This window comes from Microbulbifer sp. CNSA002, assembly GCF_047324085.1.
Lineage (GTDB): Bacteria > Pseudomonadota > Gammaproteobacteria > Pseudomonadales > Cellvibrionaceae > Microbulbifer.
On record NZ_CP172449.1, the window covers coordinates 4,169,195 to 4,192,041 of the forward strand.

Below are 22,847 nucleotides of genomic sequence, written 5' to 3' on the forward strand. Positions count from 1 at the left end.
CTCCATATTAAAAGGTAATCAATGGGTATGTCCTGTGGCGCCAGTCATCCTAAGCCCGGTACAACTAGCAATCAAGAGCTCTCAAACATTTGGGCTCGACGCCTGATCCCTCAAATCCTGTAGCCCTCTGAGATTACATTTATCAAAAAGTTCCTTATGGAACCTCAACATTTCCTGATGGACGGTAGCGAACTCCACCGATACCAGATCCGTGCCAGTATTTCCCGCCAGTAGACCTGGGTCCTTAGCAGGGAGACAGCATTGGGCAGCCAGCGCCCCACACCTGTTTGAGCGCGGGGCATCAATTCTCCGGCACTCCCAACCGGCAGGGGCTGTACCTCTAAGCCAGCGCGGGAAAAAATTTCCGCTGCGCGAGGCATATGCCACCAGTGAGTGGCCAAAAAAACCGACCTCACATTAGCACTGTGCAAAATATCAGCACTATTTACTGCATTCTCTGCAGTAGTACGACTGCAATCTTCACGCCAAGTGACCGGAGTGGAAAACTCTTCCTCCAACAACGCAGCCATTAAATCAGACTCTGCCAGCCGCTCTCCGCTGTGAACCCGACCGCCAGATACCAGAATCGGTAACTCTTTTGGTGCTTGCTCGACAGCACCGGCAACTCTTTCAAGACTCGCCGCAGAGAGTCTCTCCCTATTCGAATACCTGTCGCGATAACGCCCTGCACCAAGGATCACAACAGCCTCAGGCCTTATATGGGGTTGATAAGGTACTTTGCCCAATCGATCCCCAAGCCAGGATGAGAATGCCGGGGTCGCCCCTAACCAAAGCACACAAAAGGAAATCACAGCCAAGGGTAGAGAGCATCTCTCAAGCAAGGACCCGGATGAAGAGAATCGCAAAAGGAATGCAACCAGCAGCCCCAACAATGGGGCTGCTGGAGGCATCAGAAGCGTGGCCGCCGCCGTATAGAGCCCATTCAATACTCGAGACCACCCTCAATCTGGCGAAAGCATCCATAACCACACCGGTGGCAGGGAGTGATCTGGGTATTTGCCGGCGGCATAGCTCGGTATCCACAGCCCAAACACTGCAACTCCTCATCCGGCCCTACAAACTCGCCGGCCAAAGCCCAGGGCTTGCCCTCTTTAATGCATCGCATTAAGTTTGGCCATGCGGTTTCTGTGGGGTCCGCCGCATCCAGCAGCCAATCACCGCTGCGCTCCTCCAGGGTCTTCAATTCCCCACCTAGTCCCCGGATATAGTCAGCAGCACGATGCAGGTCATCTTTCAGCCAAGCGCGCAAAAATGCCATCTTATTGGCGGTGAGATTCTCAACAGCCAGCTCACCTTCGACCAAATCTTCAAAGTCTTCGCGAAACTCATTAATCAGATCGTCCTTCGGCGGCAACTTTGGTTCCTTCGTCACGGTATCCCTCCTATAATCCCGCGTTTACGCATCGTAAAAGATGCACTGGGAGCGAAACTTGATCGCGATCAATCTTTACCGATTGACAAGCGTTCACATCCCCCAATAAACACTGAACAGTTTCCCGCAAATTTTGATCACAGAGTATAGGTCCCGAATCGATGGAAGAGCAGTACAACCCCTCCGCAGTCGAAGCTTCCGCCCAGGAATTCTGGGAGGCCGAGAAGAGCTTTGAAGTAAAGGAAGACGCCGGCAGGGAAAAGTTCTACTGCCTATCCATGTTCCCCTACCCCAGCGGCAAGCTACACATGGGGCATGTGCGCAATTACACCATTACCGATGTAATTACTCGCTATCAGCGCATGCAGGGCAAAAACGTGTTGCACCCGATGGGCTGGGATGCTTTCGGTCTGCCGGCAGAGAATGCGGCCATCCAGAACAAGACCGCTCCAGCCAAATGGACCTATGCCAATATCGAGTACATGAAAGGCCAGCTCAAGGCCCTGGGTTTTGGCTTTGACTGGTCCCGCGAACTGGCCACCTGCCAACCCTCCTACTATCGCTGGGAGCAGTGGTTCTTCACCCGCCTCTACGAAAAAGGCCTGGTCTACAAGAAAAACTCTGCAGTGAACTGGTGCCCCCACGACCAGACCGTACTGGCCAATGAGCAAGTCGAAGATGGCGCCTGCTGGCGCTGTGGTACCACCGTTGAGCGTCGCGAGCTGGCCCAGTGGTTTATCAAGATCACCGACTATGCGGAAGAGCTGCTCGAAGACCTGGACAAACTGCCCGAGTGGCCCGAGCAAGTGCGCACCATGCAGCGCAACTGGATCGGCAAGAGCCGGGGTGTAGAGTTGAGCTTTGCTCTGCCCAAGTCTATTGCGGGCATGGACCACTTCGATGTGTATACCACCCGTCCGGATACACTGATGGGCGTTACCTATGTCTCCCTCGCCGCCGAGCACCCCATCGCTCTGGAGCTTGCCGAGTCCAACCCCGAACTCAAAACTTTTATCGCTGAGTGCAAAAAGCAGTCCCTATCCGAAGCCGATATGGCCACGATGGACAAGAAAGGCATGGATACCGGGCTCAAGGCGATTCACCCCATCAGTGGTGAAGAAGTCTCCGTATGGGTGGCCAACTATGTTCTGATGGATTACGGCTCAGGCGCAGTGATGGCAGTACCGGCACACGACCAGCGCGATTGGGAATTTGCACAAAAATACCAGCTGCCCGTTATCCAGGTTATCGAGGCTGCCGACGGCGAGTCTATCGATTTGGAGAAAGAGGCCTATACAGAGAAAGGCAAATTGGTGAATTCCGGCAGTTTTGACAGCCTGGATTTTGATAGCGCCTTTACTGCGATCTCCGAAGCGCTGATTGCTGCAGGTAAGGGTCGGGTTAAAACCAACTACCGCCTGCGCGACTGGGGTGTATCCCGCCAACGCTACTGGGGTGCGCCCATCCCCATGTTCAACCTGGCCGACGGTGGAGAAATACCAGTACCCGCAGACAAGCTGCCGATCCTGTTGCCGGAAGATGTCGAGCTCGACGGCGTTCAATCACCTATTAAAGCCGATCCCGAATGGCGTAAAGACGAACTCAACGGCACTCCCGTAGAGCGTGAAACCGATACCTTCGACACCTTTATGGAGTCTAGCTGGTACTACGCCCGTTATACCTGTCCCGATTTTGAAGAGGGCATGCTGGACCCTGACCGCGCCAACTACTGGCTGCCAGTGGACCAGTATGTCGGCGGTATTGAACATGCCATCTTGCACCTTCTCTACGCACGCTTCTTCCACAAGCTGATGCGGGATGAGGGCCTGGTCAATAGCGATGAACCCTTCAAGCAGCTGCTGTGTCAGGGCATGGTGTTAGCCGAATCCTTCTACAAGGAAGAACACGGCCACAAGACCTGGATCAACCCCGCCGATGTGGACGTTGAGCGCGATGACAAGGGCAAGCCGATCAAAGCGATTGAGCGAGCCACCGGCGAAGAGATTATTGCCGGCGGCGTGGTAAAGATGTCCAAGTCCAAGAACAATGGCATAGACCCTCACGCTGCGGTTGAGGAGTACGGTGCCGATACCGTTCGCCTGTTCACCATGTTTGCCGCCCCCCCGGAGCAGACTCTGGAGTGGCATGATGCCGGTGTGGAAGGTGCCAGCCGCTTCCTGCGCAAACTCTGGAAGACCGTTCACGCCCATATTGCAGCGGGCTCCAGTGAAGCACAGATTGACCAGCAGTCCCTCAATGACAAGCAACAGCAGCTGCGCCGCAAAACCCACGAGACCATCCAAAAAGTGGGGGATGACTATGGCCGCCGCCAAACCTTTAATACCGCTATCGCAGCAGTAATGGAATTGCTCAATGAAGTTGGCAAGCTGGCAGATCGCAATAGTGATCAAGGACTGGCTGTAGAGAGAGAAGCCCTACAGACCGCCGTCTTACTGTTGGCTCCGGTTACTCCTCATATCTGTCACCAATTGTGGCAAATTCTCGGGAATACCAGTGCCCTAATCGATTCTCCTTGGCCAATGGCAGATGAAAAAGCACTGGTGCGCACCTCGATTACTTTGGTCGTCCAGGTCAATGGCAAAGTACGCGCAAAACTGGATGCGCCTGCTGATGCAGACAAAGAGAGCCTGGAAAAACTCGCCCTCGCCGATGAGAACGTTCAGAAATTTATCGGTGAAGCTACGGTGCGCAAAGTAATCGTCGTACCTGGCAAGCTGGTTAATATTGTCGCCAAGTAAAGACCCGCTATATGATGCCGGGAGTTTCGCTCCCGGCTCACTTAAGTCAGCTCGCTGTAGCCGACAAGACCAAGGCAAGTAGTTTATGAAAACAATCGCAAATCGAGCCTTTATTTTTCTTCTCGCTATCACTATTGCCGGTTGCGGCTGGCATCTAAGAGGCGCACCTAAGAATTTTCCTCCAGGCAGTACACTCTATATATCCACAGTAGATCCTCGAAGTGATATTGCAGATCAATTAACGCGATTGCTAAATAACGCAGGGGTGCCTATGGCGGAATCTCCTGCAGAGGCGGACTATACGCTCATCATTCACCAGGAAACCGAGAGAAAACTAACCGTAGCTGTAGACTCTGAAGGGCGAGCATCTGAATACGAATTAATCACCAGTGCAATCTATAGCGTACGCACAGCTTCAGGCCAAGTCCTCCTAAATAAGGCACAGGCGGACGTTTACCGCACCTTGCAGTGGGATGTCGATGAAATTGTCAGTAAAGGTGAAGAGGAAAATACCTTACGCGCGGAGATGCAGCGGGAGCTTATTGGGCGTATTATCGACCGCTTACGGCGTATCGATGTGAATGCTTCATTAGAAGAGAAGAGCTACTAGGTTAGTTTTATTAATGCGCGTTAACCCCCATCAATTATCGCAAAATCTAAAAAAGGGCCTATCGCCAATCTTTATTATCACTGGTGATGAGCCCTTAATAGTGCAAGAGTGCTGCGATTTAGTTCGCTCAACAGCGAAAAAGCACGGTTTCACCGAGCGAGAACTTATTCACGCAGAACATAATTTTGACTGGAGCACGCTGGTTGCTTCAGCTGGAAACATGTCTCTGTTCGCAGAAAAAAAACTCGTCGAGCTGCGTTTGCCTGGAGGTAAACCGGGGGATAAGGGCAGTAAAGCCCTGCAAGAGTTTGCTTCACTGGCGAGTGAAGATCTTTTGCTTTTATTGGTATTACCGAAACTTGATAAATCGCAACTCAACAGCAAATGGGTCAAAGTCCTAGAACAATCGGGAGTACTGGTTCAGGTATGGCCTGTGACGATTCAGGAAATGCCCCGCTGGATCAACCAGCGCCTTGCATCTGCAGGCCTCTCAGCCGAGCCAGAAGCAGTACAAATCCTGGCAGAAAGAGTAGAGGGCAACCTGCTTGCCGCAAGCCAGGAGATAGAAAAACTTAAGCTTTCCAGCCCCGGGCAAGAAATCACCCGGGAAATGATGGAGCATAGTGTTACCAGCTCCGCCCGTTACAGTGTTTTTGACCTAATTGACACAGCACTCTCTGGCAACTCAGCCAAAGCCATCAAAACACTCGACGGATTGAGGGTCGAAGGTATTGAACCACCCATTGTACTTTGGGCAATAGCAAGAGAAATTCGCACTCTTCTCGACATCATGGAAAAACTGGATCAAGGCCAACCTCTAGCAAGATTGGTTCGGCTGCAAAAGCGACAGCCATTGGTCCAAGGAGCCCTACACAGACTTAATAAGAAGCAACTGGAAAGCTTATTAATTCGCGCTCGAGCTATAGATGTCTCTATCAAAGGTGGTAGTGGGCAGCAATCTCCATGGACAGGGCTATTAGAGCTGACTCTCAATTTTTGCGGGCAGAGAACCATTTAATCAATCTAATCTTAGAGAAGTCTCTGCAGCTATTTTATACACAAAAAAACCGCCCAATAGGGCGGTTTTTTCATACCTGAGTCTTTTCAGAATCAGTTCTGAGTGATGGTGGCAACGTTGCTCGCACCAACCTGCTCAATGCTCGCCATATTGTATGCACTGCTCTGGCTAACAGTGGCAACATTCTCATAGCCGCCCTGTCCAACATGAGCGGAATGCTCGTAGCCAGTTTGAGCCACAGTAATCAGGTTATCGCCACCAAAGTCTTGGTGAACATCTGCCAGGTTCAACTCACCCGCTTGATCAATATCTACAATATTTGCAACACCAGCACTATAACCATAGGCGGAGTTGCTGTTGCCAGTCTGATCAATATTTGCCAGGTTAGCATCGCCATACTGACCAAAATCAGCACTATTCATGTCACCGGTTTGTACAAGGTTAGCGGTGTTGTCATTGCCAAATTGAGCCATAGCACCAAAGTTATTGGTCTCATTCTGGGTAATATTGGCAACGTTGTTAACACCTGATTGGTAGCCAAAAGCAGCGTTAGCATCACCTTGCTGCAAGATAGTTGCAGTGTTGCTAATGCCGGACTGAGACAGGTCGAGCAGGTTAATATCACCGCTCTGCATCAGGTTTGCATTGTTCTCAGCACCTGACTGATAAACAGTCCCCACGTTGAAGTCACCTACCTGACCACCAACAAAACCGTCAAAAGAGGGGTACCAGGTGCTGTTCCAAACACCGTTATTGTCTCCAACCTGGGTGCTGACGAAGTAGTTGCCATCACCTTCCTGTTGCAGAACGCCCATGTTGTCGTTGCCGTCCTGATACATATCGGCATAGTTAAAGTTAGAGTCAGTATACTGATCCAAATGGATCATATTCTCACTACCAAACTGAGTAGCATAGGCACTATTATAGGAACCGGTCCACTGGTGGATAGTTCCAGAATTACCCTCCCCATCCTGGTAGGTCAAAGCTTCACTGCCCATTTGGCTTGATTGGCTGGTGAAAGCAGCATTGCGATCGCCGAGCTGGGTCTGATCGATGTAGTTGTCATCAGCATAATCCTGAGTTGCATCAGCTACGTTATTATTGCCCTCTTGCCACTGATAGGCAGCATTATTGTTAGCTCCATATACTTGGGTAACATTTGCAGAGTTATTGTCACCGACCTGTACCTGATCACCGTAGTTATTGTCGGCTACAGCCTGGCCTGCGCTAGCAATCAAAGCAATAGCAGCAGCAAGTGTAATTTTTTTCATTTATCAATCTCCCTCGGAATAAAATTATAAATACAAGTAAAATAGTGCAATGCCTTAATCGTACTGCACCAGTTGCACCGCATGGTCGTCACCGAACTGCGCGACATAACCAAACAATCCATCACCATTTTGAATAATGTTTGCAGAATTTCCGTAACCAACCTGGCTAATTAAAGCCACATTATCTACGCCATTCTGTATCGCTGTAGCTTGGTTGTAGGCTCCTGACTGCGATATCGCAGCATAATTAGAATCGCCTGTTTGTTGCACCAAGGCTGCATTTGAGCCACCCTCCTGGATCAGGACAGCCTGGTTGTAAAGACCAGACTGGGTAACTTCAGCAAGGTTGTAATCACCTACTTGTGAAACCTGGGCCAAGTTACCCGTAATTGAATCTTTTCTTAACAAAAGAAGATCCAGAGCACCCTGCCCAGCAGACAATTCATTGTGGTCATCTAAATCAGAAGCCCAGCACACCGAAAGCGGTAAAACCAGAAACAGAAATAAAATTGCCGTTACTCGTTTAGCTGTAGCAATCACCAACCACCTCTCCAATAAGAACGGTTAACAACTATAAGAAACAACATGAACACTATAGGTAAAAAAAAATATATCTTAAATCAGAAGAAAGATTACATTTAACCGGAAAGAATAAGAAGAACGTAAAACTTTTGTATTAAGGTGGTGATTCAAATCAAAACACACAAAAAATAAAACAGTTCAATTCCACCAAATTACACACACAAACATGAAAATACATAGATATAATTTAATAAAATTCCATTTCGCTAAATTACATATACCTATAAATGAACATACCAATAAAATTTAATATCCGCTAAAGATTTATAATATTTTTACTGGTGTCGCAGAATATTCACTGAGGACAGACATAGGGTATTGGCTATTATCTTCCAACGCCCACAAATTAGCATTAACCCCCTGGGATATAAGATGAATTACCGCCGACTCTATCGCAGAAAGAACACATAATTGAGCTGGATCGTTCGTGGTCATCCCAGCCTCTATTTCAAGTAAGCGTTTGTATTCCACAAAAGTATAAACATCGCCTTGAACTTGCCTCGACAAGATTTTCTTGCTCGTTAAAACACTACTTAGAACTCGTCCACTTCGGACATCTACCGCACGCAGGTTTACAGTAACCTCATCTACACGATATTGTTCAGAAATACCGATACCGAAGTAACGAGCCCCCGCACCCCCTGTTTTAATGTTTGTATCGTAACCGACTATTCCACCCTCTAACATAATATTGGCTGACATAAGAGAAGGCAGATCGAATACAGGACTGGCAGGATTGTCCTGTTCTTTCAGTGCAGCTCTAATTATTTTCCTTTCGGTTAAGAGGTTTTGTAAACCCTCCCGCTCAAGAGTCACAAACCACCCAGATTCATTCAGAACCTGAACCAGCATAGCTGCAGCCCCTTGAGTCACTGCGGTCGAGAATGAGCTGGAGGGCGCTGGCCGATATTGTCCAGTTTGATCACTAAAACCGTACACTGCTGCAACTATTTTCCCTCTAGGAGCAGGCAAACTGACTAAGTCAGAATAGGTGCTCATTCTATCCGTCAAAGTTGCCTTTTGTTGTCCAGGGCCGAACAACGCTTCCTTAACAGAACTGCACCCACTAATACTAAAAACAATAATTAGAATAAATATTCTCGATAACATCGCACCACCCCACAAAACCTAAGCTTACAAATATAATTTTATTAGTTACTTGGATTGAGACCTACAACTACAATTTCAGATATCTCACCCGTAACAGCGTCGGTAATGGTGATCGTCAATTCACCATCAATATCAACAATATTTACGATATAGTCATCAGTTACCAAAGTACCGTCATTACCATTTCCCACATCTGTTAGCAGCTGTGAGAGAAGACGAGATTCTAACGTGTCAGTAAATCTATCCAGGGAAGAAGAATCAGAGTACGGTGAATCCTTAGCATCAGGATCTTTTTTACTGTTCTGTGCGCTAGCATTATTCAGTAAATAATTACCATTAAGAGGATTGCCCCCAAACGATGGATTCACAGGCGTGTACACCAGCTCTGTTGCAAACACCGAGCCAGAAAACAATAAAAAAGCCGTTGTGAATAAAAATTTCATTATATTTCATCCCCCGCCAAATCAACATTTTGAGATAAAAGATCCTGCAACCGTTGCTGCCTCACATTATTATTTATTTGCGAAGCAGCCTGCTCGACAATTGCACCGAACTTTCTCCGCCCAGGATAAATGACAGTTTTAAAGACTTGCTTGCTCTCAAAGGTTACCCAAACAACACTGCCCCACCTTGCCGAAGGCCTTTCATGCACGGTCAGGTTGTAGTCGAATCCTGTCAAATTAGTTGTTATATAAATTGATAGCGATCTAGCGAACTCATGACCTATACCGCTTACCGTATTATCAATTACCAATCCAGTAAGCAGGGATTCCTCAGAGCTTTGATCACTTGTTTCTTGAGCGTAACTTTTGTGAACGATACACGAAAGCGCAACTGTTAACACAGTTGCGTACAAAAATAGTGATTTCATAGTATTACAAGTTTTGACTGGCCCAACTACTTGCTTCTAACCGATTCTTACAGCCTATTTTTCTATAGATTTTATACAAATGACTTTTAACGGTATGCTCACTTACACATAATGTTTCGGCTATATTGGCATTGGTATTACAGTCACAGATCAACTGTAAAATTTGCCGTTCTCGCTGCGTGAGGTTTGAAGCCTTATCGCACCACTTTTTCGGCTTTCTGTGTTGCCTGAGAAAATTATGGAGAACATCTCTTGGAAACCAGTATTCTCCCGAGAATATCCTACCCAACCTCTCCATAATGACTTTTGCTTCGCATTCGGAGGGTATTAATCCCAGAACTTTTTCCCAATGCAGAACAAAATCAATATCGGCCTTCTGATCGACATTGATCAATACTATGTTAGGAGGTGTGGGCAGGGAGTGTATCTCCCTCAAAAGATTCTCGAGATCTGAAGAGGATACATCGGCACAATCAAGAAGAAGGTATTCGGCCTTAATACCACTTAGGGATGAAAGTGTCGAGCGCTGAAGGATAGCGCAGGTAGTCTTAAATTCATCTTCAATTCGCCCGGCAAATATTGAGGATTGAAGATTGACGCATGCGGTTAAAAAGGCAACTGTAATCCCTGTTTTTTCTGACTTAGGGCTAACAACCTTTAGTGGTGCATAATCCTTATGCAAATTCATCTGGGTTCCCCCAATGTGCAGTCCTTTTATGTTTCAGCCTGTTACCAGCCTAACTATTTTTTATCAATTTTCCGCGCTCATCTTACGCTGTGAGCTAAATCTATTCGATCAACTCATTAACTGCAACCGGTAGTGATCTAGATATCAAAAATTCAATCTTAAGTGTGCCAACTTGGTTCTCTAATACCATTTTGTAATACAAAGGTATCATGGATCAGTAAACTAAAAAGAAAAATCAACATGCTTTGGTATAGATTTTCTATCGGCAATAGAACCCTATAAATATCAATTTTTTTGTACTGGTCCACATTATTAATAAATTTATTTTGACTAATTTAAGATAAAAAAAATTGCTACCAACAATAAGACGACAAACACAAGATGATTCGAGCCTCATCAGAGACAGACTGACAAAACGGTATTCGATAGCAATAAAATATAAATTTCACCTCATTACTTTTAAGCCATATTTGATCGAGTAAAATCACCTGAGAATTCATAGGATCAGACCCTGCAAATAAAAACGGCAAAATCACGACTTAAAATTAAACAGCTTAAATAGTAATCAGGAAAAGCTTGTTTTATGCTCATATTCGGCTATGCCTGAACTATTCCCCTAGGGGAATTGGCAAAACCGTACAAGTTAAATTGCAGCATCAAATAGAAATCTACATCCTCCAGGGTGAAGTTATGAACAGTGAGATCCACACATCAGATTGCAAAACCAACTATCAGGTTGCCAACCAGCCCAGCCCGCTTTCTGGTCATAACCTCTATATTGCTGATCAAGCGTTAAAGGAAGCCGTACATATTAATGGGGCCCATTGGGCTGAAGATGACCTGGAGCGGTATGGGGAGGTGTGTGGCAGGCCAGAAATGATTGAGCGGGGTTATGCCGCTAATGAATTTAAACCTATCTTCGAAAGTCACGATCGTTCCGGCCACCGCATTGATTTGGTTCGATACCACCCCTCTTATCACCAGCTAATGCAGCTGGCACTTTCAGAAGGTTTACACAGCTCTCCCTGGACCGACCCACGCGCGGGTGCCCACGTGGCCAGAGCTGCAAAAAATTACTTGCACACTCAGCTTGAAGCCGGTCACGGGTGTCCTATCACTATGACCTTCGCCTCAGTGCCCACTATCGAGCTAAACTCTGAAATCGCCATCGAATGGATACCCAAAATAACCAGCCGCACTTACGATGGAAGTAATCGCCCATATTTTGAGAAAAATTCATTGACGATCGGTATGGGCATGACCGAAAAACAAGGGGGCTCAGATGTCAGGGCAAATACCACCGCTGCAATTCCCCTCGCCGATGGAACCTATGAATTATTAGGGCACAAATGGTTTATGTCCGCCCCTATGTGCGATGCCTTTTTAATTCTTGCCCAGACGCCCGGCGGCTTATCCTGCTTCTTGGTTCCAAGATGGAGGCCGGATGGATCGAAGAACCAGCTGGAGATTCAACGCCTGAAGACAAAGTGTGGCAATGTTTCCAATGCATCTTCAGAAGTTGAGATACGCGGCGCATTGGGCTGGCTAATCGGCGAGGAAGGGCGTGGAGTCAGCGCCATCATCAAGATGGTAGCGATTACACGGTTTGATTGCATGATGGGTTCATCTGCAGGGCAGCGGCAAGCTGTTATCCAGGCAATATACAACGCTAGTGAGCGTAAAGCATTTGGCAAAAAGCTGATTGATCAGCCACTGATGCAAAATGTGCTTGCCGACCTGCAATTGGAGGTGGAAGGCTCAATTGCCTTTACCATGCGCATAGCCAGAGCAATGGATCAAGAGGGCAGCGAACACGAAAAGATGCTACTCAGACTTGGGGCCGCGGTGGGAAAATACTGGATATGCAAACGCAGTCCCCATCACGCCTATGAGGCTATGGAGTGCCTGGGAGGCAATGGAGCTATTGAAAACTTTATTACGGCACGGCTGTACCGAGATGCTCCGATAAATGCAATCTGGGAAGGCTCAGGGAATATTCAAGCGATGGACGTGTTACGTGCCATCACTAAAACCCCTGCAGTAATTAGCCACTGGTTTGATGAGTTAAACATTAGCCGAGGCATAAACACACAATTTGATACGGCAGTCGACAAGTTAAGAAACGATCTTTCCGACCTAAATCAATTTGAATACCGTGCCCGTCATATTATTGACCAAATGGCCCTGACCATGCAGGCGCACCTTCTGCTACAGGGGAGTAACCCTTGTGTAACTGACGCCTTTATCAAATCAAGAATAGGGATTAACGGCACACACAATACTGGAAGCCTACCCACTGGGATTGATATCGCCACTATTCTGGAGCGGGGAAACCCTCTTATAACTTAAGATACGATAACAGCTACTATCGCGCCTATTTCACGCTGATCGCTACCAGGGTATAAAACTTCCATCCCATGACAGTAATTTTCCGGTGTCTGCCGATGCCAGTTGACTCAAGACATCTACAATACGATTCGCGCTTAATTCAGGGGTGTAGAGTTTATCTGGGGGCAAATTAGACTGAAAAGGTTTGGATAGTGAAGTATCTGTCGTACCTGGGTGAATCGCTACCACACAACTTTCCTCCAGTTTCCGCGCCCACTCAATAGACAGATTCTTAACCAGCATATTTAATGCGGCCTTACTACACCGGTAGCTGTACCAGCCACCGAGCTGGTTATCCGTGATACTTCCCACCTTTGCCGAAAGCGATGCCCACAACAAAGGGCGTCTACGCTTCAAGAATCCATCCAGTGCGCGCGCTAAATGTAAATGGGAAAGTACGTTGACCTGAATCGACTGCAATAACCAGTGATCATCACATTGCGATAGGGACTTCTCCGGTCCGTGGAACTCATCATGTAAAATGCCACAACAGTTGATTACCCAACTTGGTGGCTCAGAGTGTTCGGCCAAAAAATTTTCAACAATATCGATGGACTCGGCTTGCTCTAAACAAACGGATAAATGGTGTCGCTCACCGACATGGCCAGGAATCATATCAACTGTGATTCGACTCAAGGTCAATAATGTAACTTGAGGATAGCGCCGAATAATTTCGGCGCCAATAGCCTGCGCTATGCCACCGGAAGCACCGGCTATCAACACAGATTGTGGACTTTCGAGCATACCGGCCTCCATGCCGGATTATGGAGTTTTACTATTTTCCTTTCTTTTTCTCTCCAGAAGACTGCACTTTCTCAGCTTTGCCCTTGGAGGCTTCCTTAACGACCCTTAGCATCGGCTCATCAGAGCGGAAAATAAGACCGTGAATTTCTGTCGTATTCTGCCCCTGAAGTAGCTGCTGTAAAAACTGCACTATCTGGGCTGAAATTTCCTGTCCCGGCACAAGGACCGGAATACCTGGCGGATAGGGAACAATTTCATCTGCACTGGTCCGACCAACCAGGTTCTCAATAGCTTCTGTGCCATTATCCATCAGCGGCAATTCTTCTGCTTCCGAAAAATAAGCATCTGCCGGTAGACATGTAAAACGGGTAAATTCTGGCAAACGCCTCGGCGACCCGATATGAATACGCTTGTGAGTATTTCCTGCCAATTGCTTAAGAGCATGAATCAAGCGAAGTAATTTGCTCTCTGTACTACCGAGGGTTACAAGTACAGTAATGGTATTGTAGGTGGTCTTTTCCACCTGGATGCCATACTGATCAAACAATTTAATCTGCATTTCATTGCCAGAGTAACCACTCTTGGAAATATCAATAGTCACCTTGGTGGGATCAAGGCGAATGTTATCACTGGCAAGTGGGTCAGCAATTAAGTCATCACGTGTTAGCGCGCGGAACACACCTGTCTCATTGACGGCATTACGTAAAACTTCCACCATCTTTAGACATTGCTTCAAACGACTATACCCCTCCATCGCCATTTGTTTACGCGCCACATCTAGGCTCGCAATCATTGCGTACTGAGGACTGGTAGAGGCGTGCATATTCAGGTTTTCGCGAAAACGGAATTCATCAAAGTCCGGGTCTTGCACGTGGATCATACTGGCCTGGGAAAAGGCCGACAGCATTTTGTGGGTGCTTTGGGTCACATAATCTGCCCCACACTCCAGTGCTGTGGGCCGTAACTCGGGATGGAAGAAACCATGGGCAAACCAGGCTTCATCCACCAGCACTTTCACTCCACGCTCATGGGCGTAGTCGATAATTGGCTTAAGGTCGTAACGCAACCCATCATAGGTGCAGGAGGTAATTACCAATAGGCGCGCATCACTGTGCTCATCCAGGGCAGCTTCAATATCCGAAAGCTTTACCGGCCCGTAAATTCCAAATTCTGGATGCAGTACAGACTTCAGGTAAACCGGCTCACAGCGATTCATCACAATCGCATGGTGAACTGATTTGTGACACGCTTGGTCAACGATAATTTTTCCGCCACCGCCAAGAATTTGCTGAATAACCACTTTATTCGCGGTAGAAGTGCCGTTGGTCAGGAAAAAGGTATGGCGAGCTCCAAAAGCCTGAGCCGCTAGATCCTGCGCCTCCTGAATAACCGAGTGGGGCTCGAGTAAACTATCTAAAACTTGAACAGATACAGACAAATCTGTATTGAAGATATGTTCACCCATAAAGCGATAAAAATCCCCCACCCAGGGACTATTGCGCAAACTGTCACCACCAGAATGGCCAGGTGTATGCCACGCATCCCGAGCTGAGAATACGTATTCTTTCAGGGTGTCGGCAAAAGGAGTCGAAGCTCTTCGAGCAATAAACGCCTGCACCAGGCGGAACATATGGTTGAAATTGCCCTCACGGCGGTCGAACAACTCATCGAAGCGGCGACGCAAATTTGCCAGGGATTTTGAACCGGATTTGCCCGGCTTGGAGGTTGTTCCAGCAAAACCACTGTGGGCTACGAGGAAGATATTAAGCTGGGAACGCAAAGCGTGAATTCGGTCAGCGAGGTCATCTGCAGCATCCAGCCCCTGCCCGTCACTGCCACCATCGACAATGACCGCTTGCAGGGAATCCTCTTCTTTTGCCAACCTTTCAGCATCTGCAGGCGTTACGGCTTCAAAATGAAGGCCAAAAGGATTGTCGTGTACTGCTGCCGTATTATTGAGAGCGGTAATCCACTCATTGGCCAATTTGCTATCAGAACTGACCAGAGCGACCCGGCACTCTAATTCAAGGCTGTTTTCGTTTAGGTTGCCCAACTCAGGCATCTTCAATTCCAAACCCATAATTCTTATCCATCAGCATAGCTTGCAGGTGAGTACAACTTGCTGTATCAATTATTCAACTATTTGATTTTATTAACTTTTATAAGGCCCCCGCGAGTTGCGGTGGCTCTGGAATTCCAGGGCAATAAACACCAGGGGGCAAATACTAATGTAGGAGGGAGGGGAATTCTGCGACTACATTGCATTTGGCGATTTTCGCCAAATGTACCCAGGCATACCAGATCTATTGCCAAGGAAGATAATAAAGTTAGAACTTTGCGCTACGCACAATACCATTAAACGTGAGGCAATCCTCGACCCTGTGACGCTGTACCTGGGATAATTGGTGAAGCGGAAAGTAAGCCCATTGGGAATGTTCATCAGAGAGAATATAGTCACCCTCTTTAATGAAATGGGCTCGAAAAATAAAAACATGTGAATTGAAAGCGTTGTGGTAGTAGATGCCACTGAGATACTCTATTCGAACTTCTCGTCCAAGTTCCTCATGGCACTCCCGCACCAATGCCTCATGGGCAGTTTCACCCGGGTCTAATGCTCCGCCAGGCAAGCCCCAGCTACGCTCAGCATAAGTCGCTTTCAGCTGTAGTACTTCTCCGCCAGTATTCGTGATTACCGCATGGGCACTCAAGCGGTAACTATCATCAAAGGCCATGAACAAACCCTGATAACAAGTCAGGTTAAGAAGGGAAAAACGAGAGCCTATTCATTGAGAGTACGCCCTCGTCGTTAAGGTTAAAACCCCTGGGCTAATACAAATCCAAATCCTAAAGTTTGCACTGATTCATCATAATCAAGGAGGCTCTCGCCGTAACCATTGAAATAGCGGATATATCCATCGACGCGTTTCCCGAGAGGGAAGCCCCAAGTCAGCTCCACTGCACCACGATTATCTGAGCGCAAATTGTTACGTAACATCAGTGAAACCGTGTGATCTCCATCGCGGTATCGCCCACCTAGTTCAAAATGCCCCAGGTAGTGCTCGATATCCGGATTATCATCATCATCCTTATCTTCAGGAACCCTGTACCAGGGCTTTAGGCTGATTGAATAATTATCCCGCTCAAAAATGAAATTCGCATATATTCTATTCCAGCTACGGGAATAGGGTTCACTGCGCCCATTTGACTGGTGGTTAATCGCTACCTGGTTAGCCACATTATTCCAACCAAATAGGCTCCAGTCATTGAGCCAACTCAGAATCAATTCCGGCTCGTGGTTTGTCTCACGGAAGGGAGCGGAGTCATCGGAGTTGTACGCCTGCCAAAAGCTGCGATTTGTATAGGCGACACTCAGTACAGAAGCCTGCCCCAAAAAACCCCGCCAAATAGGCACCTGCACAGAAAGCTGGAATTGAACTTCGACGTTATCCAACTCTTCTGCCTCAGCTAGGCCTTCAATGTCTGCCAGCCCTCCCTCTTCAGGGGCTGGATTGTAGACCATTGGCAGCACGTAGTTAGTTTTATGGGAAGCTAAAGTAAAAGGGTTATTGGCAGCATCCCTGATAGCCTGAGCCCTCCCCCCTAACAATACTTCATCTGTAGGAAGGTCTTCCTCATACTCGTCGACAATAAAGTCCGCTATCACCGGATCCTCTTCAAGAGTCAGTTCAGCTCTAACTCTTTCAGCGCAGATACGTCGGATTTCCCTTATCGTGACATCGGCATCCGAAACAAGAATTTGCTCGTTCAAGCAGCGCTTATGGTGGGTCTGCAGGTTTTCTCCCGCATCCATAGAAAAAGTTGATTCTGGCGCCTCTTCAGCTAAAGCTGTTGGCAACTGTGCAACTAACCCAACAGAAGAAAGTAATGTGAGCCCGGCAAAAACCCTTCTTCGATAGTAGGACAAAACGCTTTCCCCCAGTCATTTATTGCAATCGTGATGCAAGCTTACACTGGAGAGGATTACAAGTCCCACTACATAATTTTGCGATTATCGTGACAAGACAGCCAATCAGGCTAGAGAAGCCCTTATTTCAGCTTAGATAGAACAAAAAACTAAATAATGACAGGTATAGAAACAGCAATCTTCATTTAAGACTATTTGTGTGACCAATAATCGTTATAAAGTTTCCTCAAGCTGGACTAAAGTAGTCCTTTTAAGCTCGACGACCACTCCAAGTCCCTCAGCCGAACCTGCCACAGGCGACCAGTACTAGATGGCCAATCGTACCCCACTAACAGGCTCCGACTATCAACATAGCAATGGGCATCTCTTTCAGCTTCATCACCCTGGTAAATGTAAGCAATTATATCGGAACCCAGTTCCTGAGCCTTCTGGCTCGAAACATCCCCCGCCATTGATCTTGCCGTGCGATGACTCACCCTAGGAGAGAGCAACTTACCCCGCTGAGATGGATCGACGATATCAGGGGATACAACTTCCAGGCCATTTTCATGTTGTACCAACCTCGACAGGACAGGCCCCATAAAAACCCGCATCAGTGGAAACAATAGCCGCTCTTCCCCTTCGATATTGAGTTGCTGAGGGCCATTGGGGCCTGTCCAGCTGGCTTGAATATCATCACCTATCGCAGGACTCTTTCCCTCTTCTGGAATTAACTTGTAGTGGGCGCTCACCTCATCAACTTCATCTCGCCAATGCACAACACACTCACTCACTAGCCCCCCTTCCAAAAGAGCAAATACTTCGATACCAAACCCCTGGTCCCCGACTAAGCGCCGACTGACAAGCGAGCGTCGCCCCTGCTCATCATTCCCTAACTGCCAACTATCTTGCACAGGCATTTCCCTGCCATCACAACTGTAGTGATAGCGACCCTGAGCCAAAGTTGAATTTAAACGCATCGCAGGTTCCCTCCTTGCTCGCTGTACATCAGACCGGCGGTCCAGTACCCAAAAAGTATTGCACATGGAGGGAGGCTAACCTCGTTTTTTACGCCTCCTTTAGCCAAACACTATGGAGACAGTGACTAACACAAGGATTTAAAAATAGGAGAAAACTATGAAACAGCTGAAACACCCCCAAAGTGAATGACTTCACCTGAAGTAGTTGAAGAATTTTCCAGCCGGATGCGCCAATAGAGTGAACGTTTTATATAAAGCATTGGTGAGGTTCATTTAAGGTATCCAGAAATTAGGCTCGTCAAAATTCCAGGTAACTCCTGACCTAGAACCAACTATCAATTATCGGAAAACCTATATCTACAAAAGTACTTACAGCCTCTTCTTTTATTCTCATTCACCTAAAAGAAACTTAAGCTATTTAAGCGGAATAACGTCAAGCTGGCGCAATAAACATCAAATAATTTTTCCCACGTAACATAAACACAAAATTCCAACTGGCAGCACAGGATTTCCGGGGGAATGAGCCAAATATATTTGGTAGCCTTTAATTCTTGAGCATGACCAAAGAGAAAACCCTCTAATTTTATCATTAGCCATATCACTCATCGAAACCAGTAACTTGCAGGTACAGCAAAGTGAATGGCTTTCATAGCGAGTAAAAGTCGGCGCAACGGCATGTCAGAAATTTGTTTGAATAGAGGATCGCTAATTTAACTACTAATTCTCTTAGAAGAGATACGGAGACAATATCTTTAGGTATCCATGATGTTACTGGAATACAACCATTAGATCCCTATAAATGTCGCTTTCTCCTACCAGCTTTCACGCACTAGCGTCACCGAAGTCAAGAAATATGATATTGGCATTTAGGACTCTTAAAACACCCAAAACCTCAAGAAACATTCCCTTCCATAAAGCTTCTGTGTATCTACTGCTACCACCGTTTGTATGGACATTATTTTTAATATTATCAATCAGTAAAATCTTAGGGCTACAGACCCAAACTATGGAACTAATAATTGGGGTACATCGCACTTCAGCAGCTACCAATAAAATATCTAACAGTATTGGTCAGCCGTAGCTGTCAGATCACAGCCACGGCTTATCGGAAGATAGCTCCATACAATGACTACAAATTTGAAAAGGTGAACATTAAAGATATCGCTGCCAAAATTCGGCTTGACCGAACTCCTCATCCATGGCGTACGGTTTAAAACCAGTCTTACGGTAAGCAGCCTGCGCAGTGTAATTTTTTTGTAGAACTTCCAAGGTCAACTTACAACATCCCCTATCTTTTGCTTCTTTCTCAAGAAAACCCAGCATAGCCGTACAAACGCCCAAACCTCGTGCAGATTCACTAACAACAACATCGTGAATATTAATAAGAGGCTTACATAAAAAAGTGGAAAAACCAGTAAAGCAATTAATAAGACCAACAGCTCTATTATCTCGGTATGCTAAAATACTAAAAGCTCCAGGAAATTCACTTAGTGCCGACACCAACCCTGTTCGACAATGATCAGAAAGAGCTTCACCACCACCAAATGGATGAAGTGCATACTCTTCCATTAAAGCAATTATGCTTTTTGCATCATGCAAGTCATCATAATTCGCCAAACTAATTTTTAAATCAATATCTACATTACAACCTGACAACACCATATGATTCTCTTTTTACTTTTCCATTAGCTTAACGGTTTTATTGAATGTAATTTATTAACCACTTATACAGCCAACTTATCCACCACACTTATAGATCTCTGATACAGCGTGGACAACAGAGGGTACAATATCGGATTTACTCCGTAACTTCAGCACCCTTCTTTTCCGGTACCGCCTCGATATTGGCTTTTTCATCCATTGGGAAATGCTGTAAATAGCTACGCAAACGCGTCCGTCTTGCAAGCAATTGACGCACTCTCAAGCGATGCCGCCCCACTGAATTCGAGTGCCTGGAAACCCTCTGCCGCCTTCTGGGAATGGCGCTTTTCTTTCTTCCCATGATCTTAGATTCCTTTTTAGACCAGGTTTTAGGCAATAGTCATCTTTTTAGATTAGACCAGATACACTTGGCGCGCACGAACAAAGTCGCTATCCTGCTGACTAATTGTCCAAACGGTCACATCAGGATAGATTCATTGCACCCGCTTAATCATTTAATAGAGAACAACCAACATTGGTCAGAGGCAACTCGCGAAGATAAGCCTGACTTTTTCCTTAAACTGTCTGAGCAGCAGAGCCCTGAATACCTCTGGATTGGCTGCGCTGATAGTCGCGTTCCCGCGAATGAAATTGTCGGCCTATTACCCGGGGAGCTTTTTGTCCACAGAAATGTTGCCAATGTAGTAGTCCACTCAGACCTGAACTGCCTTTCAGTACTGCAGTACGCTGTAGAAATCCTAAAAGTAAAACATATTATTGTCTGTGGTCATTACGGCTGCGGCGGTGTCCAGGCTGCACTTAATAACGAGCAGCTTGGCCTGATCGATAACTGGCTGAGACACATTCAGGATGTCAGGGATAAGCATCACACCTTGATAGATCTTTTCCAGCAACAGCAACGCACAGACTTACTGTGCGAACTCAATGTTCTGGAACAGGTAATACACGTTTGCCAGACCACCATTGTCCGCGATGCCTGGCGTAGGGGCCAGGAACTGACCGTCAATGGGTGGGTATATGGACTCAAGGATGGCCTGGTGCACGATTTGGGTATTTCAATCAAGCACCCGGGGGAAATTGCTGATATTTATCAAAGTGCTCTCAGCAAAATCGCCCAGCGCAGCACGGAATAATACCGCCCAACCACAACTCCTTTCGTTTTTACCGCTATAAATGGGAAAGCCCCGGTATTTATTTATCGGGCTCGACCCTGCTTGGTGGAGAAACATGTCGGCATACAGAAAGTGGCAGTGCCAGAACTGCGGCTGGATATACGATGAGTCCAAAGGTTGGCCCGAGGATGGAATTCTTCCCGGTACTCGCTGGGAAGATATACCTGAAGACTGGTACTGCCCGGAGTGTGGTGCAGCCAAACAAGATTTCTCCATGCTGGAGATTGGCGCCGATACCACTCAAGCCAGCTTAGCTAGCAATGATGGCTTCCGGATCTGGGAGTGTATGGTATGTGGCTGGACATACAATGAGGCCGAGGGATGTCCACAAGATGGCATTGCTCCTGGTACTCGGTGGGAGGATATTCCCGACGAATGGAATTGCCCTCAATGCGGCGTTAGTAAACAAGAATTTGATATGGTCCTCGTGGGCCAAGCCCCCATAGCCCCGTCCCCTTCAGCCAACCAAAACGCATCCACTACAACCTCAGCACCTTTAATTATTATTGGCACAGGGCTGGCCGGGTATAATCTGGCGCGAGAATTTCGCAAGCTTACCCCCCGGTCTCCTCTCCTGTTAATCACCGCCGATGATGGGGCTTTTTACTCCAAGCCTTTGCTGTCAGCCTCTTTCTCTCACGGCAAGACTGCACAGCAACTCAGCACTTCCAGTGCTGAAGATATGGCTCGCGAACTCAATGCACAAATTCTGGTTCACACGCGGGTAATACATATAGATCGCCAAAACAGAACTCTGACGATTCAGCAGGATGGTGCAGAGCATGTATCCAAGATTCCCTATGGAAAGCTAGTTCTGGCAACCGGGGCCAAGTGCCGCAAACTTCCTCACTATGAGGGGGATGCCCAATCACATATCTTTCGCATAAATAATCTCAGAGACTACCACCGTTTTCGAACTGCCGTGGTGGGGCGCAAGCGCATACTACTCCTGGGCGCTGGTTTGATTGGCTGTGAATTTGCCAACGATCTGGTACAGACCGGCTTCGCAGTGGATCTGGTTGATATGGAGCAATGGCCACTGGCGACACTGCTGCCGGAAGTCGCCGGACGCGATCTGCAGAGAGCCCTGGAAGACTATGGCGTTCGCTTCCATGGGGGCTCATCATTAAAGCGTATTGAGAAATTGAGCACCGGTTTCCGGGCCCAGCTGAGTAATGGAGAGCAAATAGAAGCGGATGTCGTTCTCGCCGCACTTGGACTTGAGGCTAACACCGGCTTAGCCTCCATGGCCGGTATAGCCGTGCAAAGAGGTATTGCTGTAGATCGATATCTGCAAACAAGCGATCTCGATATCTACGCCCTGGGGGATTGCGCAGAAATAGATGGCCATCAGTTACTCTTTGTCGCCCCCCTAATCAGCTGTGCGAAGAGTCTCGCACAAACTCTGTCAGGAAATCTGACTCCCGTTTGCTTTGGCGTTATTCCTGTGGCCGTAAAGACAACCCTGCACCCAACTACCGTTTGCCCACCAAGCCCTGATACCAAGGGGACTTGGCAAATCAACAAAGAAGATTCAGGGGTTTGCGCCGCATTTCGCGACAAAAAGGGCAATCTACTAGGTTTTGCCCTTACCGGTAGTGCGATCGCCCTCCGGGAAAGGCTCAGCCAAGAGTGCCAGCCAATTATGAACGATCAGTCAAAAAATGACTGATAATCATACTTATTTTAATAGCT

General features: G+C 47.1%; 21 protein-coding genes and 1 pseudogene. 7 read left to right on the forward strand and 15 right to left on the reverse strand.

Going from position 1 to position 22,847, the window contains the following annotated elements; translation table 11 throughout:
• Window positions 1–164 precede the first annotated feature (164 nt).
• Window positions 165–746 (reverse strand): YdcF family protein, encoded by a 582-nt coding sequence (locus ACG1BZ_RS18555; protein WP_413663112.1) that lies wholly within the window; start codon window positions 744–746, stop codon window positions 165–167.
• A 197-nt stretch (window positions 747–943) separates the two neighbouring features.
• The gene (locus ACG1BZ_RS18560) at window positions 944–1,393 is read right to left on the reverse strand and encodes a zinc ribbon-containing protein (RefSeq protein ID WP_108734284.1); all 450 of its coding nucleotides are present in this window, start codon (window positions 1,391–1,393) and stop codon (window positions 944–946) included.
• Window positions 1,394–1,554: 161 nt separating this feature from the next.
• On the opposite strand from ACG1BZ_RS18560, the gene leuS reads away from it, so the two are divergent.
• From leuS to holA, 3 genes are all read left to right on the forward strand, one after another.
• Entirely contained in the window at window positions 1,555–4,152 is a 2,598-nt protein-coding gene (gene leuS, locus ACG1BZ_RS18565) for a leucine--tRNA ligase (RefSeq protein WP_413663113.1), read from the forward strand.
• Between the two features lie 85 nt (window positions 4,153–4,237).
• Entirely contained in the window at window positions 4,238–4,762 is a 525-nt protein-coding gene (lptE, locus tag ACG1BZ_RS18570; RefSeq protein ID WP_413663114.1) for an LPS assembly lipoprotein LptE, read from the forward strand.
• A gap of 13 nt (window positions 4,763–4,775) precedes the next feature.
• Window positions 4,776–5,780: a DNA polymerase III subunit delta gene (gene holA / locus ACG1BZ_RS18575; RefSeq protein WP_413663115.1), complete on the forward strand. Its 1,005-nt coding sequence runs from the start codon at window positions 4,776–4,778 to the stop codon at window positions 5,778–5,780.
• A gap of 92 nt (window positions 5,781–5,872) precedes the next feature.
• Here the strand turns inward: holA and ACG1BZ_RS18580 are convergent, their stop codons facing one another.
• The 6 genes from ACG1BZ_RS18580 to ACG1BZ_RS18605 form a co-directional block, all read right to left on the reverse strand.
• On the reverse strand, window positions 5,873–7,051 hold the full coding sequence (locus ACG1BZ_RS18580; protein ID WP_413663116.1) for a hypothetical protein: 1,179 nt from the start codon (window positions 7,049–7,051) through the stop codon (window positions 5,873–5,875).
• 54 nt (window positions 7,052–7,105) lie between these two features.
• Window positions 7,106–7,591, reverse strand: coding sequence for a hypothetical protein (locus ACG1BZ_RS18585; protein WP_413665886.1), 486 nt, complete (start codon window positions 7,589–7,591; stop codon window positions 7,106–7,108).
• 306 nt (window positions 7,592–7,897) lie between these two features.
• On the reverse strand, window positions 7,898–8,743 hold the full coding sequence (locus tag ACG1BZ_RS18590; RefSeq protein WP_413663117.1) for a CsgG/HfaB family protein: 846 nt from the start codon (window positions 8,741–8,743) through the stop codon (window positions 7,898–7,900).
• Window positions 8,744–8,784: 41 nt separating this feature from the next.
• Window positions 8,785–9,186: a curli assembly protein CsgF gene (locus ACG1BZ_RS18595; protein ID WP_413663118.1), complete on the reverse strand. Its 402-nt coding sequence runs from the start codon at window positions 9,184–9,186 to the stop codon at window positions 8,785–8,787.
• Window positions 9,186–9,614 carry a CsgE family curli-type amyloid fiber assembly protein gene (locus tag ACG1BZ_RS18600; RefSeq protein ID WP_413663119.1) on the reverse strand — a complete coding sequence of 143 codons (429 nt, stop codon included), beginning with the start codon at window positions 9,612–9,614 and terminating at the stop codon, window positions 9,186–9,188. Before ACG1BZ_RS18600 ends, ACG1BZ_RS18595 begins: the two co-directional genes overlap by 1 nt.
• Window positions 9,615–9,618: 4 nt before the next feature.
• Window positions 9,619–10,302: a response regulator transcription factor gene (locus ACG1BZ_RS18605; protein WP_413663120.1), complete on the reverse strand. Its 684-nt coding sequence runs from the start codon at window positions 10,300–10,302 to the stop codon at window positions 9,619–9,621.
• 690 nt (window positions 10,303–10,992) lie between these two features.
• Between ACG1BZ_RS18605 and ACG1BZ_RS18610 the strand changes: the two genes are divergently transcribed.
• The gene (locus ACG1BZ_RS18610) at window positions 10,993–12,651 is read left to right on the forward strand and encodes an acyl-CoA dehydrogenase family protein (RefSeq protein ID WP_413663121.1); all 1,659 of its coding nucleotides are present in this window, start codon (window positions 10,993–10,995) and stop codon (window positions 12,649–12,651) included.
• A gap of 42 nt (window positions 12,652–12,693) precedes the next feature.
• Here the strand turns inward: ACG1BZ_RS18610 and ACG1BZ_RS18615 are convergent, their stop codons facing one another.
• The 7 genes from ACG1BZ_RS18615 to ACG1BZ_RS18645 form a co-directional block, all read right to left on the reverse strand.
• The gene (locus ACG1BZ_RS18615) at window positions 12,694–13,434 is read right to left on the reverse strand and encodes an SDR family NAD(P)-dependent oxidoreductase (RefSeq protein WP_413663122.1); all 741 of its coding nucleotides are present in this window, start codon (window positions 13,432–13,434) and stop codon (window positions 12,694–12,696) included.
• Between the two features lie 31 nt (window positions 13,435–13,465).
• The gene (locus ACG1BZ_RS18620; protein WP_413663123.1) at window positions 13,466–15,514 is read right to left on the reverse strand and encodes an aminotransferase class I/II-fold pyridoxal phosphate-dependent enzyme; all 2,049 of its coding nucleotides are present in this window, start codon (window positions 15,512–15,514) and stop codon (window positions 13,466–13,468) included.
• 247 nt (window positions 15,515–15,761) lie between these two features.
• Window positions 15,762–16,166 carry an NUDIX hydrolase gene (locus ACG1BZ_RS18625; protein ID WP_413663124.1) on the reverse strand — a complete coding sequence of 135 codons (405 nt, stop codon included), beginning with the start codon at window positions 16,164–16,166 and terminating at the stop codon, window positions 15,762–15,764.
• 80 nt (window positions 16,167–16,246) lie between these two features.
• The gene (locus ACG1BZ_RS18630) at window positions 16,247–17,359 is read right to left on the reverse strand and encodes a phospholipase A (protein ID WP_413663125.1); all 1,113 of its coding nucleotides are present in this window, start codon (window positions 17,357–17,359) and stop codon (window positions 16,247–16,249) included.
• Between the two features lie 236 nt (window positions 17,360–17,595).
• Complete coding sequence (locus tag ACG1BZ_RS18635) at window positions 17,596–18,318, reverse strand: hypothetical protein (RefSeq protein ID WP_413663126.1); 723 nt, start codon at window positions 18,316–18,318, stop codon at window positions 17,596–17,598.
• A gap of 1,152 nt (window positions 18,319–19,470) precedes the next feature.
• Window positions 19,471–19,980, reverse strand: coding sequence for a GNAT family N-acetyltransferase (locus ACG1BZ_RS18640; protein ID WP_413663127.1), 510 nt, complete (start codon window positions 19,978–19,980; stop codon window positions 19,471–19,473).
• Between the two features lie 136 nt (window positions 19,981–20,116).
• Window positions 20,117–20,320, reverse strand: a complete 204-nt coding sequence (locus ACG1BZ_RS18645; RefSeq protein WP_413663128.1) for a hypothetical protein — start codon at window positions 20,318–20,320, stop codon at window positions 20,117–20,119.
• 136 nt (window positions 20,321–20,456) lie between these two features.
• Here ACG1BZ_RS18645 and can point away from each other — a divergent pair, with 136 nt between their 5' ends.
• The 3 genes and pseudogenes from can (at window position 20,457) to ACG1BZ_RS18660 (ending at window position 22,824) form a co-directional block, all read left to right on the forward strand.
• The gene (can, locus tag ACG1BZ_RS18650) at window positions 20,457–21,113 is read left to right on the forward strand and encodes a carbonate dehydratase (RefSeq protein ID WP_413663129.1); all 657 of its coding nucleotides are present in this window, start codon (window positions 20,457–20,459) and stop codon (window positions 21,111–21,113) included.
• Between the two features lie 94 nt (window positions 21,114–21,207).
• Window positions 21,208–21,378, forward strand: a pseudogene (locus ACG1BZ_RS18655) (rubredoxin); the annotation flags it as partial.
• Between the two features lie 60 nt (window positions 21,379–21,438).
• Complete coding sequence (locus tag ACG1BZ_RS18660) at window positions 21,439–22,824, forward strand: FAD-dependent oxidoreductase (protein WP_413665887.1); 1,386 nt, start codon at window positions 21,439–21,441, stop codon at window positions 22,822–22,824.
• The last annotated feature ends 23 nt before the right edge of the window (window positions 22,825–22,847 follow it).

Coding starts and splice junctions, on each gene's coding strand:
- ACG1BZ_RS18595 (WP_413663118.1), bottom strand. CDS start 9,186: ATGAAATTTTTATTCACAACGGCTTTTTTATTGTTTTCTGGCTCGGTG.
- lptE (WP_413663114.1), top strand. CDS start 4,238: ATGAAAACAATCGCAAATCGAGCCTTTATTTTTCTTCTCGCTATCACT.
- leuS (WP_413663113.1), top strand. CDS start 1,555: ATGGAAGAGCAGTACAACCCCTCCGCAGTCGAAGCTTCCGCCCAGGAA.
- ACG1BZ_RS18580 (WP_413663116.1), bottom strand. CDS start 7,051: ATGAAAAAAATTACACTTGCTGCTGCTATTGCTTTGATTGCTAGCGCA.
- ACG1BZ_RS18605 (WP_413663120.1), bottom strand. CDS start 10,302: ATGAATTTGCATAAGGATTATGCACCACTAAAGGTTGTTAGCCCTAAG.
- ACG1BZ_RS18615 (WP_413663122.1), bottom strand. CDS start 13,434: ATGCTCGAAAGTCCACAATCTGTGTTGATAGCCGGTGCTTCCGGTGGC.
- ACG1BZ_RS18635 (WP_413663126.1), bottom strand. CDS start 18,318: ATGCGTTTAAATTCAACTTTGGCTCAGGGTCGCTATCACTACAGTTGT.
- ACG1BZ_RS18620 (WP_413663123.1), bottom strand. CDS start 15,514: ATGGGTTTGGAATTGAAGATGCCTGAGTTGGGCAACCTAAACGAAAAC.
- ACG1BZ_RS18645 (WP_413663128.1), bottom strand. CDS start 20,320: ATGGGAAGAAAGAAAAGCGCCATTCCCAGAAGGCGGCAGAGGGTTTCC.
- ACG1BZ_RS18610 (WP_413663121.1), top strand. CDS start 10,993: ATGAACAGTGAGATCCACACATCAGATTGCAAAACCAACTATCAGGTT.
- ACG1BZ_RS18640 (WP_413663127.1), bottom strand. CDS start 19,980: ATGGTGTTGTCAGGTTGTAATGTAGATATTGATTTAAAAATTAGTTTG.
- ACG1BZ_RS18590 (WP_413663117.1), bottom strand. CDS start 8,743: ATGTTATCGAGAATATTTATTCTAATTATTGTTTTTAGTATTAGTGGG.
- ACG1BZ_RS18600 (WP_413663119.1), bottom strand. CDS start 9,614: ATGAAATCACTATTTTTGTACGCAACTGTGTTAACAGTTGCGCTTTCG.
- holA (WP_413663115.1), top strand. CDS start 4,776: ATGCGCGTTAACCCCCATCAATTATCGCAAAATCTAAAAAAGGGCCTA.
- ACG1BZ_RS18660 (WP_413665887.1), top strand. CDS start 21,439: ATGGTATGTGGCTGGACATACAATGAGGCCGAGGGATGTCCACAAGAT.
- ACG1BZ_RS18625 (WP_413663124.1), bottom strand. CDS start 16,166: ATGGCCTTTGATGATAGTTACCGCTTGAGTGCCCATGCGGTAATCACG.